The organism is Pseudomonas sp. Pseusp9 (assembly GCF_059491265.1).
Genome location: NZ_CP168500.1, coordinates 5186838 through 5206595 on the forward strand (window position 1 = coordinate 5186838; position 19758 = coordinate 5206595).

Annotated in this window: 17 protein-coding genes and 1 pseudogene; 7 read left to right on the forward strand and 11 right to left on the reverse strand. The window is 58.5% G+C overall.

The genetic code is table 11. The features are described 5' to 3' along the window. Positions 1 to 17: 17 nt before the first annotated feature. Together ACEN8E_RS23630 and ACEN8E_RS23635 are read right to left on the reverse strand one after the other, a co-directional pair. Positions 18 to 239 carry an FmdB family zinc ribbon protein gene (locus ACEN8E_RS23630; RefSeq protein ID WP_007977333.1) on the reverse strand — a complete coding sequence of 74 codons (222 nt, stop codon included), beginning with the start codon at positions 237 to 239 and terminating at the stop codon, positions 18 to 20. Positions 240 to 375: 136 nt separating this feature from the next. Continuing rightward, positions 376 to 711: a ribbon-helix-helix domain-containing protein gene (locus ACEN8E_RS23635; protein ID WP_495590077.1), complete on the reverse strand. Its 336-nt coding sequence runs from the start codon at positions 709 to 711 to the stop codon at positions 376 to 378. Positions 712 to 1300: 589 nt separating this feature from the next. Between ACEN8E_RS23635 and ACEN8E_RS23640 the strand changes: the two genes are divergently transcribed. Next, positions 1301 to 1903, forward strand: coding sequence for a cold-shock protein (locus ACEN8E_RS23640; RefSeq protein ID WP_495590078.1), 603 nt, complete (start codon positions 1301 to 1303; stop codon positions 1901 to 1903). A gap of 64 nt (positions 1904 to 1967) precedes the next feature. Here ACEN8E_RS23640 and ACEN8E_RS23645 read toward each other — a convergent pair whose 3' ends face one another. After that, complete coding sequence (locus tag ACEN8E_RS23645; protein ID WP_023966910.1) at positions 1968 to 2174, reverse strand: SlyX family protein; 207 nt, start codon at positions 2172 to 2174, stop codon at positions 1968 to 1970. Between the two features lie 3 nt (positions 2175 to 2177). Next, entirely contained in the window at positions 2178 to 2603 is a 426-nt protein-coding gene (locus ACEN8E_RS23650) for an HIT domain-containing protein (protein ID WP_495593383.1), read from the reverse strand. Between the two features lie 909 nt (positions 2604 to 3512). Here ACEN8E_RS23650 and ACEN8E_RS23655 point away from each other — a divergent pair. After that, positions 3513 to 4841: an OprD family porin gene (locus ACEN8E_RS23655; protein WP_495590079.1), complete on the forward strand. Its 1329-nt coding sequence runs from the start codon at positions 3513 to 3515 to the stop codon at positions 4839 to 4841. Positions 4842 to 4982: 141 nt separating this feature from the next. Here the strand turns inward: ACEN8E_RS23655 and ACEN8E_RS23660 are convergent, their stop codons facing one another. Further along, positions 4983 to 5825: a mechanosensitive ion channel family protein gene (locus ACEN8E_RS23660; RefSeq protein ID WP_495590080.1), complete on the reverse strand. Its 843-nt coding sequence runs from the start codon at positions 5823 to 5825 to the stop codon at positions 4983 to 4985. Between the two features lie 135 nt (positions 5826 to 5960). Then, on the reverse strand, positions 5961 to 6446 hold the full coding sequence (locus ACEN8E_RS23665) for a YajQ family cyclic di-GMP-binding protein (protein WP_007977344.1): 486 nt from the start codon (positions 6444 to 6446) through the stop codon (positions 5961 to 5963). A gap of 135 nt (positions 6447 to 6581) precedes the next feature. Here ACEN8E_RS23665 and ACEN8E_RS23670 point away from each other — a divergent pair, with 135 nt between their 5' ends. The 3 genes from ACEN8E_RS23670 to ACEN8E_RS23680 are packed head-to-tail and all read left to right on the forward strand — an operon-like array spanning position 6582 to position 10165. Further along, positions 6582 to 7499: a putative 2-dehydropantoate 2-reductase gene (locus tag ACEN8E_RS23670; RefSeq protein WP_495590081.1), complete on the forward strand. Its 918-nt coding sequence runs from the start codon at positions 6582 to 6584 to the stop codon at positions 7497 to 7499. Between the two features lie 45 nt (positions 7500 to 7544). Continuing rightward, positions 7545 to 9581: a sensor histidine kinase gene (locus ACEN8E_RS23675; protein WP_495590082.1), complete on the forward strand. Its 2037-nt coding sequence runs from the start codon at positions 7545 to 7547 to the stop codon at positions 9579 to 9581. Positions 9582 to 9583: 2 nt separating this feature from the next. Continuing rightward, positions 9584 to 10165, forward strand: coding sequence for a cob(I)yrinic acid a,c-diamide adenosyltransferase (locus ACEN8E_RS23680; protein ID WP_495590083.1), 582 nt, complete (start codon positions 9584 to 9586; stop codon positions 10163 to 10165). Between the two features lie 127 nt (positions 10166 to 10292). On the opposite strand, the gene ACEN8E_RS23685 is transcribed toward ACEN8E_RS23680, so the two are convergent. From ACEN8E_RS23685 to secA, 4 genes are all read right to left on the reverse strand, one after another. After that, positions 10293 to 11237 carry a Nudix family hydrolase gene (locus ACEN8E_RS23685; protein ID WP_495590084.1) on the reverse strand — a complete coding sequence of 315 codons (945 nt, stop codon included), beginning with the start codon at positions 11235 to 11237 and terminating at the stop codon, positions 10293 to 10295. Continuing rightward, the gene (locus ACEN8E_RS23690) at positions 11234 to 11860 is read right to left on the reverse strand and encodes a glutathione S-transferase family protein (protein WP_495590085.1); all 627 of its coding nucleotides are present in this window, start codon (positions 11858 to 11860) and stop codon (positions 11234 to 11236) included. The genes ACEN8E_RS23685 and ACEN8E_RS23690 overlap by 4 nt, the downstream gene beginning before the upstream one ends. Before the next feature lie 147 nt (positions 11861 to 12007). Continuing rightward, a complete protein-coding gene (argJ, locus tag ACEN8E_RS23695) occupies positions 12008 to 13225 on the reverse strand; it encodes a bifunctional glutamate N-acetyltransferase/amino-acid acetyltransferase ArgJ (protein ID WP_495590086.1) in 1218 nt (405 codons plus the stop codon). Positions 13226 to 13345: 120 nt separating this feature from the next. Then, on the reverse strand, positions 13346 to 16081 hold the full coding sequence (secA, locus tag ACEN8E_RS23700; protein WP_495590087.1) for a preprotein translocase subunit SecA: 2736 nt from the start codon (positions 16079 to 16081) through the stop codon (positions 13346 to 13348). A 307-nt stretch (positions 16082 to 16388) separates the two neighbouring features. Between secA and ACEN8E_RS23705 the strand changes: the two genes are divergently transcribed. Further along, positions 16389 to 16844 (forward strand): DUF721 domain-containing protein, encoded by a 456-nt coding sequence (locus ACEN8E_RS23705; RefSeq protein WP_495590088.1) that lies wholly within the window; start codon positions 16389 to 16391, stop codon positions 16842 to 16844. Between the two features lie 119 nt (positions 16845 to 16963). Here the strand turns inward: ACEN8E_RS23705 and ACEN8E_RS23710 are convergent, their stop codons facing one another. Continuing rightward, a complete protein-coding gene (locus tag ACEN8E_RS23710; protein ID WP_495590089.1) occupies positions 16964 to 18451 on the reverse strand; it encodes a helicase HerA-like domain-containing protein in 1488 nt (495 codons plus the stop codon). A gap of 188 nt (positions 18452 to 18639) precedes the next feature. Here ACEN8E_RS23710 and ACEN8E_RS23715 point away from each other — a divergent pair. After that, positions 18640 to 19671, forward strand: a pseudogene (locus tag ACEN8E_RS23715) (HAMP domain-containing protein); the annotation flags it as partial. Positions 19672 to 19758: the final 87 nt, after the last annotated feature.

Genomic DNA, 19758 nt, shown 5'->3' on the forward strand with positions numbered 1-19758 from the left:
AACTCAGGTTCAGGACCTTAGTCAGCTTTGTCGCCGCCGGCCAGGTTCTTCTTGGAACCGGTCTTGAAATCGGTTTCGTACCAACCCGTGCCGCTGAGGCGAAAGCCCGGCATGGACAGCATTTTTTTAAGCTCTGGCGCCTGACAGGCAGGGCAGTCGACCAGCGGTGCATCGCTGATCTTTTGAATGGCTTCCAACTGATGACCACAGGAAGCACATTGATAATCGTACATCGGCATGGAGGTTGTCTCGGCGATCAGATTGCTACCGCACACGCAGGGTTTTGCGGCAAAGAGCGGGATTATATCCATTAAATGCGGCCTGTGCAGCCGTAAGACTGCACAGGCCGACACTCTGTTGCTTTCGCCGCCCGGACTAGGCCGTGACGATGCACCCTCCTTCCTTGAGGCTGTGCACGACACAGACAACCCGCACCAACCCACTGAAATTCCTGACGCCGCCGTGACGCAAGTGAACTTCGCGATCCAGATGAGATAACAGGCTATTGACCGAGCAACCGTTGACCCGGGCCAATCCCCCCAAAATATCCCAATAAACCTGTTCAAGCCGCAAACAGGTGGCGAAGCCATTCAATCGTACGGAGCGGGACAAGGGCTGGGCCAGGCCCATATCGAACTCGCGAACGAATGGATCAACCCTTACATCCCTGTGCGAACCGTATCGCCCCTCTTCTTGCCTTTCATAAACCATAACGCTGACACTCCTTTGCCATCCTGGTTTCATTAAGAGCAACTGTCTGCCGACTTATAAAAACGCAGGTGCAAAGGTATATCCAGACGACTTTATGGCCGTCGACGTAGGATAAGCCAACAACTTTTGGCAGACCCTGGAGAACGTCCTACTCCGTACAATTTCCCACGCAGTGAAGTGACACTCCCTTCAGAATCACAGTATCGATGGTGTAGGAACCAAAAGCCCGAAGCATACAGGCCGCATTTTTAACGCCTGCATGCGCTGGGCCAGCAGGTCAGCCACAGGGTCGTCACCGACCTTGTCGAGCAATGAGTGCCCGACCACTCCAGCAAGCCTGCCGCCTTACCCCAGCCGCGAAACTTCGGGCAACCTGCGGCAAACCCTCCGTAAAAGAGCCGCCGGACGCCCTGATTTGAGTAGCCTGCCGCTTTGCTGTTAAATAGACGGCGTGTCGCCAGCACCTATTTTTCCCGGTATGGCGCATAGGCTGATACCGGGCACGTGTCCAACGCCTCTTTATTGTTTTGAAGCGAACCGTGCGCCATCAGCTCTTCCTTGTGAACTGTCTTAACGTGAGTTAATCAAAATGTTGAAAATCGTCCATCTACTGATAGGCGCAGCGGCCTTGCTGCTGTCCTTCATCCCTAGCCTGCACTCAGAAGCCTTACCTTACCTGCAACAACCTGACGCGCTGTACCTGGCCTTTTTCGGCCTGCTCAATCTCACACTTGCGCCTGTCATCCCTTACTGGAACAAAGGTCCGCGCCACCAACTGCAAAACCTGGTCAGCGCCCTGCTGGTTCTGGCGGTAGTTCTGCAAACCCTGACGCTGATCGCACCGATGCCTGTCATCGCCGGTCAACCCGCCGTTCTGTTCAGCCTGGTTGCAACCCTGATCGCTGTCGCCCTGCATCTGGGTATCAGCTTCTACAAATCGTCACCCGTTGCCGCTTCGCCAAGCTACGACATGAGCAACCGCGATACCGGCACCGTGAAATGGTTCAACACGTCCAAAGGCTTCGGCTTCATTTCCCGCGATTCCGGCGACGATATCTTCGTCCACTTCCGGGCCATTCGCGGTGAAGGTCACCGCGTCCTGGTAGAAGGCCAGCGCGTGGAGTTCTCCGTCATGAATCGTGACAAGGGCCTGCAAGCCGAAGATGTGATCGCGGCACTGCCACGTCGCTGATTCAACACTAAAAAAAACCGCGCACAGCTGAGCTGTCCGCGGTTTTTTCATGCCTGCGCGTCGCTCAATAGTGCGGCGGCGGCGCTTCCTCTTCGAACGACTCGAACTGGCCGACCATTTCCTCCTGCCGCTTGAGCAGCGCAGCCATTTGCAGTTGCAAACGCTCGACCACCCGTTGCTGCTCGACCAGGACATCATTCAATGCCTGGATGGTGTCATCCTGAAAGGCCAGGCGGCTTTCAAGATCGGTAACGCGTTCTTCCAGGCTCATGATTCAGCCCTCCAGAAACGTAAAATCATCGGTCAATATCAGGCGCAAACGTTCGCGAATGGCGGCGACCTGCTCCGAACCATAGGGTTTTGCCGGATGCTTACCCCAAACCGGCGCTGGCCAGGCGGCATCTTCGCGCTTGCGCACAATCACATGCATGTGCAACTGGCTGACGACATTGCCCAGCGCCGCAACGTTCAATTTGTCCGCGTCGAACGAGTCCTTGAGCACTTGCGAAAGCATCGTCGTCTCTTGCCAAAGCTGCTGCTGGTCTGCGACATCCAACTGAAATATCTCACTGATAGCCTCACGACGAGGTACCAGGATGAACCAGGGATAGTTCGAATCGTTGGACAACAGCAACCGGCAGAGCGGAAAGTCCCCGATCGGTAACGTGTCTTGTTGAAGTCGTGGATCTAAAGCGAACACTGCGTGCACTCCCGCCGGATCATCATTTTTCAGCTTAGCGCCCATCCAGAGGGACAGCGCACCAAGCGACCGGACGGCAGCATACCTGCGAACGGCGTACGCTTCACGGTGAACCTTGCACAGCGCCCTCAGGCGCAAGCGAAACGCTGACACCCGCCCCCGGATGACACATTTTTCGCTGCCGAGCACCATGACAGCACCGATCAACCGGCAAAAAACGCCGAAATGACTGATCCACAACGAAATGTTCGCGCAAGACAAGTGACCGACAGGGATGTACCCGGTACAGGGCGAAAATTTTTTTGCACCAAAACTGCACAGTGGGTCTACGCTGAACGCTTCGACATCCGCCATTTACTCACTGGTGGGGTGAACCGGTAACATTTTGGTTGTCAGGCAGTCGACCAGAAGGGTGCAACATGATGCCAGGCAAGGCGTCAAGCCCATGCTAAACGCGCTTGACCCCCCCGGTTTCATGAGGTTTTTACAGCGCCAGACCATTAAATTAAAAAAAATGTAACAAAGCCGGATTTTGCGCATGCTTATTGCATTCATACCCAGCATCACCTGATGTGACACCCGTTGGAAGCGGGGGTCTTCAGGCAAAAAAGACAGTGGCAAGGTAGCCCGATGGAGATTCAAACGTTTCACCAGGACTCTTTTTACCGACGCCAAGGCTCAGAAAACAGCATTAAAGTTGTCAGCCCGGTTGCGTTGGAGCTGGAAATTTGCGACATCTATCTCGCTGTTTGCGACAGGGTCGTAAAGAAGGCGAAAGGTTAGATACGCAAGTATCGCCAACATTGTCGGCGTGATATAAGTTTGCGCCGACACAAAAAGAAAGAGCCGCCCAGATAATAAATCAGGTGGGACGGCAGTACTCTTCTAAAACCAAAGGAGCAAATCACGATGCGCGTGATGAAGTGGAGCATGATCGCACTGGCAGTTGCAGCAGCAGCCAGTACTCAGTTGGCAGTAGCCGCACCTTTCGTAAGCGACCAGGCCGAAGCCAAAGGTTTCGTTGAAGACAGCAAACTCGACTTGCTGGTTCGCAACTACTACTACAACCGTAACAAGAAAAACGGCCAAGTCGATGACAAAGACTGGACCCAGGGCATCCAGGGCATGTACAGCTCGGGCTACACCCAAGGTCTGATCGGTGTTGGCGTTGAAGCCTGGGGCCAACTGGCCATCAAGCTGGACGGTTCCGACAAATATGCAGGTTCCGGCAACATGTCCGTGGACTCTGATGGCGAAGTCAACAACAGCCAGGGCAAAGCCGGCGCTGCCGCCAAGTTCCGCATCTCCAAGACCGAGCTGAAAATCGGCGACATGCAGCCAAGCACCTCTCCAGTGTTCGCTGTAGGTGGTTCCCGTATCCTTCACCAAACTGCCAGCGGTATCCAACTGCAGAGCAGCGAAGTTACTGACCTCGACCTCGAAGCCGGCCACTTCTACTCGGCAACCAGCCAGGACCGCAACGCTCGTGATGGCGAACTGTTCGCTACTTACGCTGGCGTGACTGCCAACTCCATCGACTACTTCGGTGGCAAGTACGGCATTACCCCGGACCTGAGCGTATCGCTGTACGGTGCCAAGCTCGAAGACGTCTGGAACCAGTACTACGCCAACGCGAACTACACCCTCGCACTGGGCGGCGACAACTCGATCAACTTCGACGGTAACATCTACAACACTCGCGACACCGGTAACGCTAAAGCAGGCGACATCAACAACACCGCCTACTCCCTGGCCGCTGCCTACTCGTTCCTGAAAGCACACACCCTGACCCTGGCGTTCCAGAAGGTCAACGGCGATACCCCGTTCGACTACATCGGTGTGGGTGACAACAACCGTGGTGGCGACTCGATTTTCCTCGCCAACTCCATTCAGTACTCTGACTTCAACGCCCCTGGCGAGAAGTCGGTACAAGCCCGTTACGACCTGAAAATGGCCGAGTACGGCGTACCTGGCCTGAGCTTCATGGTCCGTTACGTGAATGGCTGGAACATCGACGGCACCAACACTCCATCGAACAGCGCCTACGCCGGCCTGTACGGTGCAGACGGCAAGCACCACGAAACCAACGTGGAAGCCAAGTACGTCATTCAATCCGGCCCAGCCAAGGATCTGTCCTTCCGCATCCGTCAAGCATGGCACACCGCCAATGCTGACGAAGGCGAAGGCGATATCTCTGAGTTCCGCCTGATCACCGACTACCCGCTCAACATTCTGTAATCACAGAAAGTTAGTTTGCGGTAATCAAAAAAAGGCCCATCTTCGGATGGGCCTTTTTCGTTGTCTGCCGTACAGCGCATACTGATGAAACTCTTGCGGTACGCGCCTGACTTTAAAGTCAGGCACTAATGGAATGCCCCATCACTGCACCGCAGACTCCTGAACCACGCGAATAACCCGCTGTGGGAAAGGAACATCAACACCGGCTGATTTCAAACGATCACGGGACAGTTCGTTGAACATGAACATTACATCCCAGTAATCCGCCGTCTTTACCCAGACCCGAAGCGAAAGAGTGATCGAACTGTCACCCAGAGTAGAAACCACCGCTTGAGGTGCCGGATCTGCCAATACGCGTGGATCCCTGGCCAGTTCCAACAATACTTCACGGGCCTTCTGCAAGTCCGCTTCGTAATCCACACCCACGTCGAACACTACTTTGCGGGTCGGTTGACGGTTGGTATTGGTGATGATGCCGTTCGACAGATTGCCGTTGGGCACGATGATGGTTTTGTTATCACCGGTGCGCAGTACGGTGTGGAAAATCTGGATGCTGTCGACAGTACCGGCGACACCCTGAGCCTCGATCCAGTCACCAATACGGAACGGACGAAACAGCAAAATCAGCACGCCGCCCGCGAAGTTCGCCAGACTGCCCTGCAAGGCCAGGCCAATGGCCAGGCCCGCCGCACCAATCGCCGCGACAAACGAAGTGGTCTCCACACCGATCATCGATGCCACGCTGACGATCAGCAGGATCTTGAGGATGATGTTCGCCAGGCTACTGATGAAACCTTGCAGCGCCAGGTCGGCATTACGCAATGCAATCAGGCCGCCGAGCTTTTTCGTGACTTTGTTGATCAGCCACCAGCCGATGGCCAGGGTGATGACCGCCAGCAGTACACGACTGCCGTACTCCATGATCATCGGGATCCAGGTCTGGGAGACCTTGACCAGGTTGTCTACCTCAGCATTTAAGTCCATCTGCTTGCTCCTTTTCCGGCTATCCGGCATGCGTAAAAAAAAGCGGCAGAAAGATTGAACCGCGACGGGCTCAATCGTTTCTGCCGTTGCCTGGGCCTGCGACGTCGCAAACGCCAAGAAGTTCCGCATTCAAGCTTAGTCGCGGAAGTTGTTGAACTGCAGCGGCATACCGAATTCCTTGGCGCGCAGCACTGCAATGGCTTCTTGCAGGTCATCACGCTTTTTGCCGGTAATACGCACCTGCTCGCCCTGAATGGCAGCCTGGACCTTGAGCTTGGCGTCTTTGACGTGAGCGACGATTTTCTTCGCCAGCTCCTTGTCGATGCCTTCCTTGAGGACGGCTTCCTGTTTCATCAGCTTGCCCGAAGCGAACGCGTCCTTGACTTCAAGGCACTGCACGTCGATTTTGCGCTTGACCAGAGCCAGCTTGAGGATCTCAATCATTGCTTCGAGCTGGAAATCCGCCTCGGCGGTCAGGTTGACGGTCAGGTCTTTTTCCTTGAACTCGAAGCTGCCTTTGCCTTTCAGGTCATAACGACGATCGAGTTCCTTGACGGCGTTCTCGACCGCGTTGGTGACTTCGTGTTTGTCCAGTTCGGATACCACGTCGAACGACGGCATGTAATCTCTCCAAATTTAAAGGCGCACTGATGGAGCACGCCTGGCTTGCGGTTAAAATCCGCGCTGATTATAACGGGTCTTTCCCATCATTCACTGTGAGCTGCCGATGCACGCCTTAAACAGAGCAAAAAGCTGATGTCTACCACCTGGCATGTTCTGGGCGCCGGCAGCCTCGGCACTTTATGGGCAACACGTCTGGTACGGGCTGGAGTGCCGGTCAGGCTGATCCTGCGGGACACCGCGAGACTGCAGGCCTATGAGGCGGCCGGTGGATTGACACTGGTGGAACACGGCGAGGCGCAACACTATGCCGTGCCAGCCGAGACAGCCGACAGCAGCCAACCGATCCACCGCCTGCTGGTGGCGTGCAAAGCCTACGATACCGAAAGTGCGGTGGCGCGAGTGGCGTCACGCCTGGCCCCAGGCGCCGAACTGATCCTGCTGCAAAATGGCCTGGGCAGTCAGGATGCGGTGGCCGCACAGGTTCCTCAGGCACGCTGCATCTATGCGTCGAGCACCGAAGGCGCCTTCCGCGATGGCGATTGGCGCGTGGTGTTTGCCGGGCATGGTTTCACCTGGCTGGGGGATGCGAGCCATCCGGTTGCGCCGATCTGGCTCGACGACCTGGGCACTGCCGGCATCCCCCACGAGTGGAGCACCGAAATCCTGACCCGGCTGTGGCGCAAGCTCGCCCTCAACTGTGCGATCAACCCGCTGACGGTGCTGCACGATTGCCGCAACGGCGGTTTGCAGCAACATCACTGCGAAGTTGCCACCCTGTGTGGCGAACTGGTGGAGTTGCTTGAGCGTTGCGGTCAGCCGGCAGCGGCCGAAAACCTGCAGCAGGAAGTCGAACGGGTGATTCATGCCACAGCAGCCAACTACTCCTCGATGCATCAGGACGTCACCAGCCAGCGCCGCACGGAAATCAGCTACCTGCTGGGTTACGCCTGTAAAGTTGCCGGGCGTCATCAACTGAACCTGCCTCACCTCAATCAGCTTGAGTCAAGGTTGATTGCTCGCCTGCAAAGCCTTGGATTGCCCAGCGACTGAGCAGCGGCTACGCTGGCCACTTGTTCCTTCTTTGCGATGAATCAGATGCCATTGCGCCAGCGCCTTGAAAACCTGCCCGTCGGCCAGAAACTGCTGGCCGCCCTGCTGGTACTGATGGTCACCGTCCTGCTGGTTGCCAACCTGACCTTTATCAGCGCCGCGTACTATATCTCCCAGGAAAGCATGGCGCCCCAGGCCCTGCAGACCATTGGCCGACTGGTATCCAACCCGAGCCTGGCCTCTGAAGCCCTGGCGTCACCACAAAGCGCCGAGCGCCTGCTACAGGAACTCAACAGCTATTCGCCGCTGCGCGCGGCCGCCCTGTATGACGGCAAGGGCGAGCAATTGGCGCAATTGCAGCATGGCGACAACCTGGACCTGCCCAAGCGTTTCCGGCATATCGAAGACTGGCAGGCCACCGAGTTTCGTACCAATCAAGTCATCACCCTGCCCCGCCCCGGTGCAGCACCCGGGCACCTGCTGCTGGTGGCCACGAGCGAACTGCCGGTGGCGTTCTACACCGGGACCCTGACGGCCAGCCTGGGCATTCTGATCTTCAGTGTGCTGCTGTGGCTGATCATTGCCCGCCAGATCAAGCGCCTGATTACCCGGCCGATCCACCAACTCGAAGAGTTGTCCCGTCAGGTAACCCGGGAAGAAAACTACGCACTGCGCGCTTCGCGAGGAAACCACGATGAAATCGGCAGCCTCGCCGAAGCGTTCAACACCATGCTCTCGCGAATCGAAGCCAGGGAGCAGCAGCTCAAGCGGGCTCGGGACGACTCCCAAGCGGCCTACGACCAGGCCCAGGGTCTGGCCGAAGAAACCCGCCATACCAACCGCAAACTGGAGCTCGAAGTCCAGGTGCGCAGCAAGATCGAGAAAAAGCTCACGGGCTTTCAGAACTACCTCAACAGCATCATCGACTCCATGCCGTCGGCGCTGATCGCCCTCGACGAACAGCTCTACGTAACTCAATGGAACCAGGAAGCCAGCGCCCTGTCCGGCACACGCCTCGATGAAGCCCTGAACCAGCCCATCTTCCTTGCCTTCGAACCGCTCAAGCCGTTTTTGCCGCAACTCAAGCAGACGGTCGAGCAGCATACGGTGGCCAAAATAGAACGTGTCACCTGGCTCAAGGACGACGAACCCCGCCACTACGCCCTGACGTTCTATCCGTTGATGGGCGGTGCCGGGCGTGGTGTGGTGATCCGGATCGACGACATCACCCAGCGCCTGTCCCTGGAAGAGATGATGGTGCAGTCGGAGAAAATGCTTTCGGTCGGGGGGCTTGCCGCCGGCATGGCCCACGAAATCAACAACCCGCTGGGTGCGATCCTGCACAACGTGCAAAACATTCGTCGACGTCTGTCGCCCGATCTGCCGAAGAACCTTGAAATGGCCGAACAGGCCGGAATCGAACTGGCGACGGTCAATCAGTATCTGCAAACCCGCGAAGTGCCGCAGTTGCTCGACGGCATCCAGCAGGCCGGGGCCCGGGCCGCCAAAATCGTGACCCACATGCTCAGTTTCAGCCGTCGCAGCACCCGGCAAATGGCCCCCTGCGATCTGCCCGCCCTGATCGACCAGGCGGTGGAGATCGCCGGTAACGATTTCGACCTGGCGATCGGCTTCGACTTCAAGGGCCAGGCCATCATTCGTCAGTTCGATCCGGCGCTGGGACCGGTCCCCGGCACTGCCAACGAACTGGAGCAAGTGCTGCTCAACCTGTTGAAAAACGCCGCGCAAGCCATTCACCAGCGTGAAGACGACAGCGAGCCGGGGCGGATCATCCTGCGCACCAGGTTGAATCCGCCGTGGGCGGAAATCCAGGTCGAGGACAACGGCATCGGCATGAGCGAGAGTGTGCGCAAACGGACTTTCGAGCCGTTCTTCACCACCAAGGAAATCGGCCAGGGCACCGGACTCGGGCTATCGGTGTCGTACTTCATCATCACCAATAACCATAAGGGACAGATGGAAGTGCAATCGACCCTGGGCCAAGGCACTTGTTTCACCTTGCGCCTGCCCCTGGCGAGCACGCCGCCTGTCTCGCAAGAACTCAATCTGCTATCGAGGTAACCATGGGCTTTCGCTTGTCGAAGATTTACACCCGCACTGGCGACAAAGGCGAGACCGGACTGGGCGATGGCCGTCGCGTCCCCAAGGATCACCCGCGGATCGAGGCCATTGGCGAAGTCGATACACTGAACAGTCAGGTCGGCGTGTTGCTGGCCGGGTTGGCGGCGCAAACGCATGCCTTTGCAGGTTTGCAGGAAGTGATCGATGTTTTGGCGCCTTGCCAGCACCGATTGTTTGACCTCGGTGGCGAACTGGCGATGCCGGCGTATCAGGCGCTGAATGCAGCGGAAATTGAACGCCTGGAAGCCGCGATCGATGTGTGGAATGAAGAGTTGGGGCCGCTGGAAAACTTCATATTGCCCGGCGGCTCGACGCTGATTGCCCAGGCTCATGTCTGCCGCAGCCTGGCGCGCAGCGCAGAGCGACGGTGTCAGCAACTCAATGCGATTGAGCCGTTGGCCGGGGTTGGCCTGGCATACATCAATCGGTTGTCGGATTTGTTGTTTGTTGCCGCGCGGTTGATTGCCAAGCGACAGGGTGTGGCGGAGATTCTTTGGCAGCCTGCGGCGAAACCTGAGGTTTAGTCGGCGGCTGTCAGGCCGCCTTCGCGAGCAGGCTCGCTCCCACAGGGGATCGCATTTCTTCGGCAACAATGCGGTCACCTGTGGGAGCGAGCCTGCTCGCGATGGCGTCAGAAGCTACAGCACAGAATCAGGCCTCAGGCCAAAACGCCCGAATCCCTGCCACCCCCTGCGCACCCGCCGCCCAGGCTTTCTCGACCTCCGCCGGGCCAACCCCACCCAGCAGGAACACCGGTTTGCTGAACCCGTCGATCAAGCTCGACGCCTGTTCCCAACCCAACGGCTCGGCGCCTGGGTGAGTCAGGGTAGGTTGAACCGGCGACAGGGTCACGAAATCCACCCCCATCTGTTCGGCCAATGCCAGCTCTTCAGCGTTGTGGCACGAGGCCGCCAGCCAGCGCGATGCCGGTAGCGGGCGCCCGGCCGCTGCGTATTTGCGCAGTTGCGCCGAGGTAATGTGCCAACCCGCGGCCGGGAAGTCGCCCAGCCATTCGAATGGCCCCTTGATCATCAATTGCGCCTTGCCGGCACACAAACCCACCGCATCGACAGCCAGGTCGCGATATTTCGGGTCGTAACCGTTCGGTGCACGCAACTGGATAAGCTTGATGCCGCCGGCAATGGCCTTCTGAATACCGCGCAGCAACGCTGGAGTTTCCAGATCTTCCGGAGTGATCAAGTACTGAGCGGGCAATTTTGCAGCCGCGACGATCGGCAGATTGGCCGCCGGGAACTCGTAATTCGACAAATCACGCGGTGTAACCCAGGCCAGCGGTTGCCCCTCCGCCCCGTGGGGCTCGCCGGAAAATGCCGAGACTTCCCAGACATCCAGCAACACCTGCTTGTCCGGGTAATCGTGCCGAATCCTGATCAGCGGGCGCGCCGCGCCGACCACGATGCCCAGTTCTTCATGGAGTTCGCGGGCCAGTGCGGTTTCGACCGACTCGTCGGCCTCGACCTTGCCCCCGGGAAACTCCCACAGGCCGCCCTGGTGCTGCGAGTCGGCACGCCGGGCGATCAGGATCTGGCCACTGCCATTGCGAATGACGGCAGCAGCGACATGAACTCGTTTCACCTTTGCAACTCCTCCAGTCCGGCCTTCTGCCAGGCCTTGAACGCCGGCCATTGGTAGAGGGTCTCGACATAGGCTTCGTCTATGGCAGACAGTTTCACCTGATAGGTGCGCAAGCGCACGGCAATCGGTGCAAAGAACACATCCGCCAGACTGATGCGACCAAACAGGTACGGCCCGGTTTCCGTCGCGGCAGCACGGCACTCGGCCCACAGTGCCGACATGCGTTCGATGTCGGCCTGAACGTCAGCTGGAACCGGCGACAACGGGGCGTCATGGCTCAGGTCAAACGGCATATTGCCGCGCATGGCGAAGAATCCGCTGTGCATTTGCGCACACGCCGAGCGCGCCTGGGTGCGGGCGGTGATGTCGTTCGGCCAGAGACCCGGGAACTGTTCTGCCAGGTATTCGGCAATCGCCAGGGAGTCGGCGATGGTGCCGTGTTCGGTTTTCAGCAGCGGGACCTTGCCCGTCGGCGAATGCTTGAGCAGACGCTCGCGGGTGTCCGGCTGGTTCAGTTTGATCAGTTCTTCGGTGTAGGTCGCGCCGGTCAGATCCAGAGCCAGGGCGCCACGCAGGGACCAGGAAGAAAGCAGTTTGTCGCCGATGATCAGGTGCAGGCTCATGTTCGGGACCTTTTGATGAAGGGGACAAGCCAGTCTAGCGAGTGACTGACAGACCGCCATCGCGAGCAGGCTCGCTCCCACAGTGGTTCGAGGTGTACACAAATCCAGTGTGGGAGCGAGCCTGCTCGCGAATGGGGTAACTCGGTCTTACGTACGGTACTCGGCGTTGATCTTCACGTATTCGTGGGACAGGTCGGTGGTCCAGATGGTTTCGCTGCAATCACCACGACCCAACTCGATACGGATGGTGATTTCTTCCTGCTGCATCACCGCCGCGCCCTGGGCTTCGGTGTAGGTAGCCGCGCGCGCGCCTCGGCTGGCAATGCACACTTCACCGAGGAATACGTCGATTTTGCTCACGTCCAGGTCCGGAACGCCGGCACGGCCAACAGCCGCCAGGATACGGCCCCAGTTCGGGTCGGAAGCAAACAGTGCGGTCTTGATCAGCGGCGAGTGAGCCACGGTGTAGCCGACGTCCAGGCACTCCTGGTGATTGCCGCCGCCGTTGACTTCAACGGTGACGAACTTGGTCGCGCCTTCGCCATCGCGAACGATGGCCTGGGCCACGTCCATGCACACTTCGAACACCGCTTGTTTCAATTTGGCGAACAACTCGCCTTCGGCACGGGTGATTTCCGGCAGCGCTGCCTGACCCGTGGCGATCAGCATGCAGCAGTCGTTGGTCGACGTATCACCATCGATGGTGATGCGGTTGAACGACTTGTTGGCGCCATCGAGCATCAGGTTTTGCAATACGTCGCGGGAAACCTTGGCGTCAGTGGCGATGTAACCGAGCATGGTCGCCATGTTCGGGCGAATCATGCCGGCGCCTTTGCTGATGCCGGTCACGGTGATGGTCACACCGTCGTGCTGGAACTGACGGCTGGCACCCTTTGGCAGGGTGTCGGTGGTCATGATGCCGGTAGCGGCAGCTTCCCAATTGTGGATCGACAGATCATCGAGGGCGGCTTGCAGCGCACCTTCGATCTTCTCCACAGGCAGCGGCTCGCCAATCACACCGGTGGAGTACGGCAGCACCTGGCTGGCATCGACACCGGTCAGTTCAGCCAGTTTGGCACAGGTGCGCTCGGCGGCGGCCAGGCCAGGTTCGCCCGTGCCGGCGTTGGCATTGCCGGTGTTGGTCAGCAGGTAACGCACAGGGCCTTGTACGCGTTGCTTGGCCAGGATCACCGGTGCGGCGCAAAAGGCGTTCAAGGTGAACACGCCGGCAACCGTGGAGCCTTCGACACAGCGCATGACCACAACATCCTTGCGCCCCGGGCGCTTGATGCCAGCCGAGGCGATACCGAGTTCAAAACCGGCAACCGGGTGCAACGTTGGCAAAGGACCAAGACCAACAGCCATGAATGCGCTCCTTTATAAATGATGTCAGCACCGCTCAAGGGAAACGGTGGTTCGAATGGTAAAACGCCGCGACGGCAGAAGCCGGTCGCGGCGCGGGTATTTCAGCGTTTGAAACGGGTTTTACTGAATCTGCCCGTGGCAATGCTTGAACTTCTTGCCCGAACCGCAGTAGCACAGCTCGTTGCGACCCAGCTTCTGCTCGTTGCGAACCGGTGCGGCAGCGAGAGCAACGTCAATCTCTTCGCCCAATACTTCCGGTTGCTCCAGGCCTGGAGCCTCTTCATGCAGGAACTGCATGCGAGCGGCCAATGCCTCGGCTTCCTGGCGCAGGCGCTGCTCCTCTTCGATCGGGTCTTCGCGGCGAACCTGAACGTGGGACAACACACGGATCGAATCGCGCTTGATCGAATCCAGCAACTCGGAGAACAGGGTGAAGGACTCGCGCTTGTATTCCTGCTTCGGGTTCTTCTGGGCATAACCACGCAAGTGGATGCCATGACGCAGGTGGTCCATGGTCGACAGGTGGTCTTTCCACAGGTCGTCCAGAACGCGCAGAACGATTTGCTTCTCGAAGCTGCGCAGCGCTTCGGCGCCCGCCTGGTCTTCTTTCTCGTTGTACGCCGCGATGAGCTCGTTCATGAGCTTTTCGCGCAGGGTTTCTTCGTATAGGTGATCGTCTTCGTCGAGCCATTGCTGGATCGGCAGCGTCACACCGAAATCGCTCTGCAGCGCAGCTTCCAGGCCGGCCACGTCCCACTGCTCAGGCAGCGATTGCGGAGGAATGTGGGCGCTGACGGTGGCGTTGAGCACGTCCTGACGGAAGTCGGCGATGGTCTCACCGATGTTGTCGGCGGCCAGCAACGTGTTACGCATGTGATAGATCACTTTACGCTGTTCGTTGTTGACGTCGTCGAACTCGAGCAGTTGCTTGCGAATGTCGAAGTTGCGGCCTTCGACCTTGCGCTGGGCCTTTTCGATGGCGTTGGTCACCATACGGTGCTCGATCGCTTCGCCAGGCTGCATGCCCAGGGCCTTCATGAAGTTCTTCACCCGGTCAGAGGCGAAGATGCGCATCAGGCTGTCTTCCAGCGACAGGTAGAAGCGGCTGGAACCAGCGTCGCCCTGACGACCGGCACGGCCACGCAGCTGGTTGTCGATACGGCGCGATTCGTGACGCTCGGACGCAATCACTTGCAAACCGCCCGATTCGAGCACTTGCTGGTGACGCTTCTGCCAGTCGGCCTTGATCTGGGCAATCTGCTCAGGGGTCGGGTTTTCCAGGGAAGCCACTTCCACTTCCCAGTTACCGCCCAACAGGATGTCGGTACCACGACCGGCCATGTTGGTGGCGATGGTCAGTGCGCCCGGGCGACCGGCCTGGGCAATGATCTCGGCTTCCTTTTCGTGGAACTTGGCGTTCAGAACCTTGTGTTCGATGCCTTCCTTCACGAGCAGGCTGGACATGTGCTCGGAGGTTTCGATGGTGGCAGTACCCACCAGCACCGGACGACCGGCGGCCATGCTTTCCTTGATGTCGGCCACGATTGCCGCGTATTTCTCGTCGGCAGTCAGAAACACCAGGTCGTTGTAGTCTTTACGGGCCAGCGGCTTGTTCGGTGGAATCACCATGACCTGCAGGCCATAGATCTGGTGGAATTCGAACGCTTCGGTGTCGGCCGTACCGGTCATGCCGGACAGCTTGTTGTACAGACGGAAGTAGTTCTGGAAGGTGGTCGACGCCAGCGTCTGGCTTTCGGCCTGGATATTCAGGTTTTCCTTGGCCTCGATGGCCTGGTGCAGACCTTCGGACAAACGGCGGCCCGGCATGGTACGACCAGTGTGCTCGTCGACCAGTACGACCTGACCGTCCTGCACGATGTATTCGACGTTGCGATGGAACAGCTTGTGCGCGCGCAGGCCGGCGTAAACGTGAGTCAGCAGGCTCAGGTTATGCGCCGAGTACAGGCTCTCGCCCTCAGCCAGCAGGCCGATGCCGGTCAGCGTTTCTTCGACGTACTGGTGACCGGCTTCGTTGAGTTCGACCTGACGGGTCTTCTCGTCGATGGTGTAGTGACCGGCCTGGGTCACTTCGCCTTCGACTTCCTCGACGTGCAGCTTCAACTGCGGGATCAGCTTGTTGACCTCGATGTACAGCTTGGAGCTGTCCTCGGCCTGACCGGAGATGATCAGCGGCGTACGGGCTTCGTCGATGAGGATCGAGTCGACTTCGTCGATCACGGCAAAATTGAGTTCGCGCTGGAATTTTTCTTCCATGCTGAACGCCATGTTGTCGCGCAGGTAATCGAAACCGAATTCGTTGTTGGTGCCGTAGGTGATGTCGGCGGCGTAGGCAGCGCGCTTCTCTTCCGGCGGCTGGAACGGCGTGACAACGCCGACCGTCAGGCCGAGGAATTCATACAGCGGGCGCATCCAGTTGGCGTCACGGCGGGCCAGGTAGTCGTTCACCGTCACAACGTGCACGCCGTTGCCGGACAGCGCATTGAGGTAAACGCCCAGTGTTGCCACCAGGGTCTTGCCTTCACCGGTACGCATTTCCGCGATCATGCCTTCATGCAAGGTCATGCCGCCGATCAGCTGGACATCGAAGTGGCGCATGCCCATGACACGCTTGCCGGCTTCGCGGGCGACCGCAAAGGCTTCTGGCAGCAGTTTGTCGAGGGTTTCCCCTTTGGCGATGCGGGCCTTGAACTCGCTGGTCTTGGCACGCAATTGATCGTCCGAAAGGGCCACCATTCGCTCTTCGAAGGCATTGACGAGTTGCACCGTCTTGAGCATGCGTTTGACTTCACGCTCGTTCTTGCTTCCAAAAAGTTTCTTTAACAAAGGCGCAAACATATCGGCAGGATCTTCCACACTAAAGGGATGGAGGGCGGCCCCGTGAGTCGCCCGTGCAGCCCTCATGGCCGCATGCGAACGAGCATTCTACCCGGAAACGAAGGAGAGGAAAGTGGCGATATTCCACGATGCTGGCACAGCGCTTTGACGGGGCTCACTTAAAATAAGGGCGTTTTGCTCAACTTCAAGCCGTTCAAGGCAGAAGTTAGTTGTTGATTTAATGGGTAAAGCGTTCACAAAAGCAATGGGCGGGTGCATTCGGTGCTTTCTGCTACCATGGCGTCTCTGTTACTTCAGGTGTCTGATCATGGCATTTCGCCCACTTACGGCCAAAGTACCTGCCGTTCTACTACGCGAAGCCAAGCCGCTGAAAGCCATTCTCGGCCACGCTCAACGCCTGGGTCATCTGCAGCGTTTGCTCGAAAGCCAATTGCAGCCCGCCGCGCGCGAACATTGCCACGTGGCGTCCTGGCGCGAAGGCAGTTTGTTGCTGATTGTCACCGACGGCCATTGGGCAACCCGCCTGCGTTACCAGCAAAAGCGTCTGCAGCGGCAATTGCAGATGTTTGACGAGTTCAACAATCTCACGCGAATTCTGTTCAAGGTCCAGCCGCCTACCGTTCAGCGGGGTGCAGTCGGGCACACCATGGACTTGTCCAATGATGCTGCCGCGACCATTCAGGCCACGGCTGATGGCATTAGTGACCCGAATCTGCGGGCTGCACTGGAGCGACTGGCGGCGCACGCCAAAACCAGAACCTGACATAGATCACATGTAGGAGCGAGCCTGCTCGCGAAGGCGGCGTAACATTCAAGATTGATGTTGCCTGACACACCAATTCGCGAGCAGGCTCGCTCCCACAGTTAGATTGTGTCCACTCGCTACCGTCGTTTTTTGCTACCTAGCAACGACCCCATCAACCCGCGCACCAACTGTCGGCCAAGTTGATTGGCCGCCTGGCGCATCGCCGATTTCAACGCCTGCCCCGCCGCCGTGCCGAGGAATTCCCCGGCCTGCTCGGTGAAACTCGGTTCTTCAGCTGCTGGTTTGCTTGGCGCCGCTTCAGGGTCCGGTGCCAGGCCCTTGCGCCCCATCAGCACCTCATAGGCTGATTCACGGTCAATCGGCTTGTCATAACGACCCTGCAACGGCGAAGAGGCGATCAGCGCCGTACGTTCGGCACCGGTCAAGGGCCCGATCCGTGATTGCGGCGGTGCTACCAGCACCCGCTGGACCATTTCCGGCGTACCTTTTTCCTGCAGGGTGCCGACCAGTGCTTCGCCGATCCCGAGTTCGGTCAACACCGACAACGTCTCGAACGCCGGATTCGGCCGGAAACCTTCGGCCACCGCACGCAGGGACTTCTGCTCCTTGGCGGTGAACGCACGCAAACCGTGCTGGATGCGCAAACCCAACTGAGCCAGCACGTCATCCGGCAGGTCACCCGGCGACTGGGTGACGAAATACACGCCCACGCCTTTCGAACGAATCAGCCTCACGACTTGTTCCAGACGGTCACGCAATGCCTGCGGCGTACCGTTGAACAACAGGTGGGCTTCATCGAAGAACAGCGCCAGCAACGGCTTGTCGGCATCGCCCCGCTCAGGCAGTTGCTCGAACAGTTCGGCCAGTAGCCACAGCAGGAACGTCGCGTAGACCTTCGGCGCTTCATGCACCAGACGACTGGCATCGAGCAAATGAATGCGCCCGCGGCCATCCGCGGCGGGTTGAAGGATGTCTTCGAGTTGCAACGCCGGCTCGCCGAACAAGGCTTCGGCCCCCTGTTGCTCGAGGGTCGCCAGACGCCGCAGCAGCGCCTGGCTGGAACCGGTGGTCATCAATGCTGCATCGTCGCCCAGCAACTGGGGGTTGTCCCGCAGATGATTGAGCAACGCCTTCAGATCCTTGAGATCGAGCAACAACAAGCCTTCGCGGTCTGCCACCTTGAACGCGGCGTACAGCGCCGACTGCTGACTGTCGGTCAGTTCCAGCAGGCTGCCCAGCAGCAGCGGTCCCATTTCACTCAAGGTTGTGCGTAAAGGATGACCGGACTGACCGTGTACGTCCCACAACGTCACCGGATAAGCCTGAGGCTTGTGGTTGAGCCACGGCATCCCGGCAATCCGCTCGGCGATCTTGCCCTGGGGGTTGCCGGCGGCGCCGAGGCCGCACAGGTCACCCTTGATGTCGGCGGCGAACACCGCCACCCCGGCATCGCTGAAGGCTTCGGCCAGTCGTTGCAAAGTGACGGTTTTGCCGGTACCGGTCGCGCCCGCGATCAAACCGTGGCGGTTCGCCAGGCGCATGGCCTGGGCGATCGGCTGTCCCTTGGGATCGGCACCGATAACGAGTTGCAATGAATCAGGCATTTGGTCACCCATGATTAATCTTTGGTCCTACGCGGCCGATAGAAATAACGACAAAGCAGACAGACACGATCTGGTCAGAAATTTCCCTAAGGAGAGTCGGAAAATTCACTTGCTTTCAACCTTGCCCGTTGTGCGTCTCTTCATAAAAGCACGCGCTGGACATTAAGACCTTAGCGGAACCCCAAGCCATGAACAAAAATCTGCGTTTCAGCCATAAAATCCTGCTTGCCGCCGCCCTCATCGTCATTGCCGCCTTCGCCTCATTCACGCTGTACAACGACTATTTGCAGCGCAATGCCATTCGTGAGGACCTGGACAATTACCTGCAGGAAATGGGCAGAGTCACTGCCAACAACATCCAGACCTGGTTGAACGGGCGCAGCCTGTTGATAGAAAACCTCGCGCAAACCGTCGCACTCAATCCCGAGGCGGGCAACGTATCCAGCCTGCTGGTGCAAAAAGCCGTGACTTCGACCTTCATGGGTGCCTACCTGGGCAGCAAGGACGGTTCTTTCATCATTCGCCCGGACAGCAAGATGCCCGACGGCTATGACCCTCGTGCGCGCCCTTGGTACAAGAGCGCCCAAGGCACCAGCGGTTCGGCGCTGACTGAACCCTATGTGGACCTGGCCTCCGGCCAACTGGTGATTTCCATCGTCAACAGCGTGATCAAGGATGGACAGAACATCGGTGTCGTCGGTGGCGACCTGAGTCTGCAGGTGATCGCCGACAGCCTCAATGCGCTGGATTTCGATGGCATGGGCTACGCCTTCCTGGTCAGCGCCGATGGCAAGATCCTGGTACATCCCGACAAAGCGCTGGCGATGAAGACGCTCAAGGACGTCTACCCGCAAGATACGCCCGCGATCAGCAGTGGCATGAGTGAAATCCAGGTCGATGGCAAAACCCGCATCGTGACCTTCACCCCGATCAAGGGCCTGTCGTCGGTCAACTGGTACATCGGCCTGTCGGTGGACAAGGACAAGGCCTTCTCGATGCTCAGCCAGTTCCGCACCTCGGCGGTCATCGCGACCATCATCGCCGTGGCCATCATCATCGCCCTGCTCGGCATGCTGATTCGCATCCTGATTCAGCCGTTGCACGTCATGACCCGGGCCATGGCCGACATCGCCGACGGCGAAGGCGACCTGACCAAACGCCTGACCATCGTGAACAACGATGAATTCGGTAGCCTCGGCACCGCGTTCAACCGTTTCGTGGAGCGTATCCACGGTTCGATCCGCGAAGTATCTTCGGCCACCGGGCAGGTCAACGAAGTGGCATTACGCGTGGTCGCAGCCTCCAAC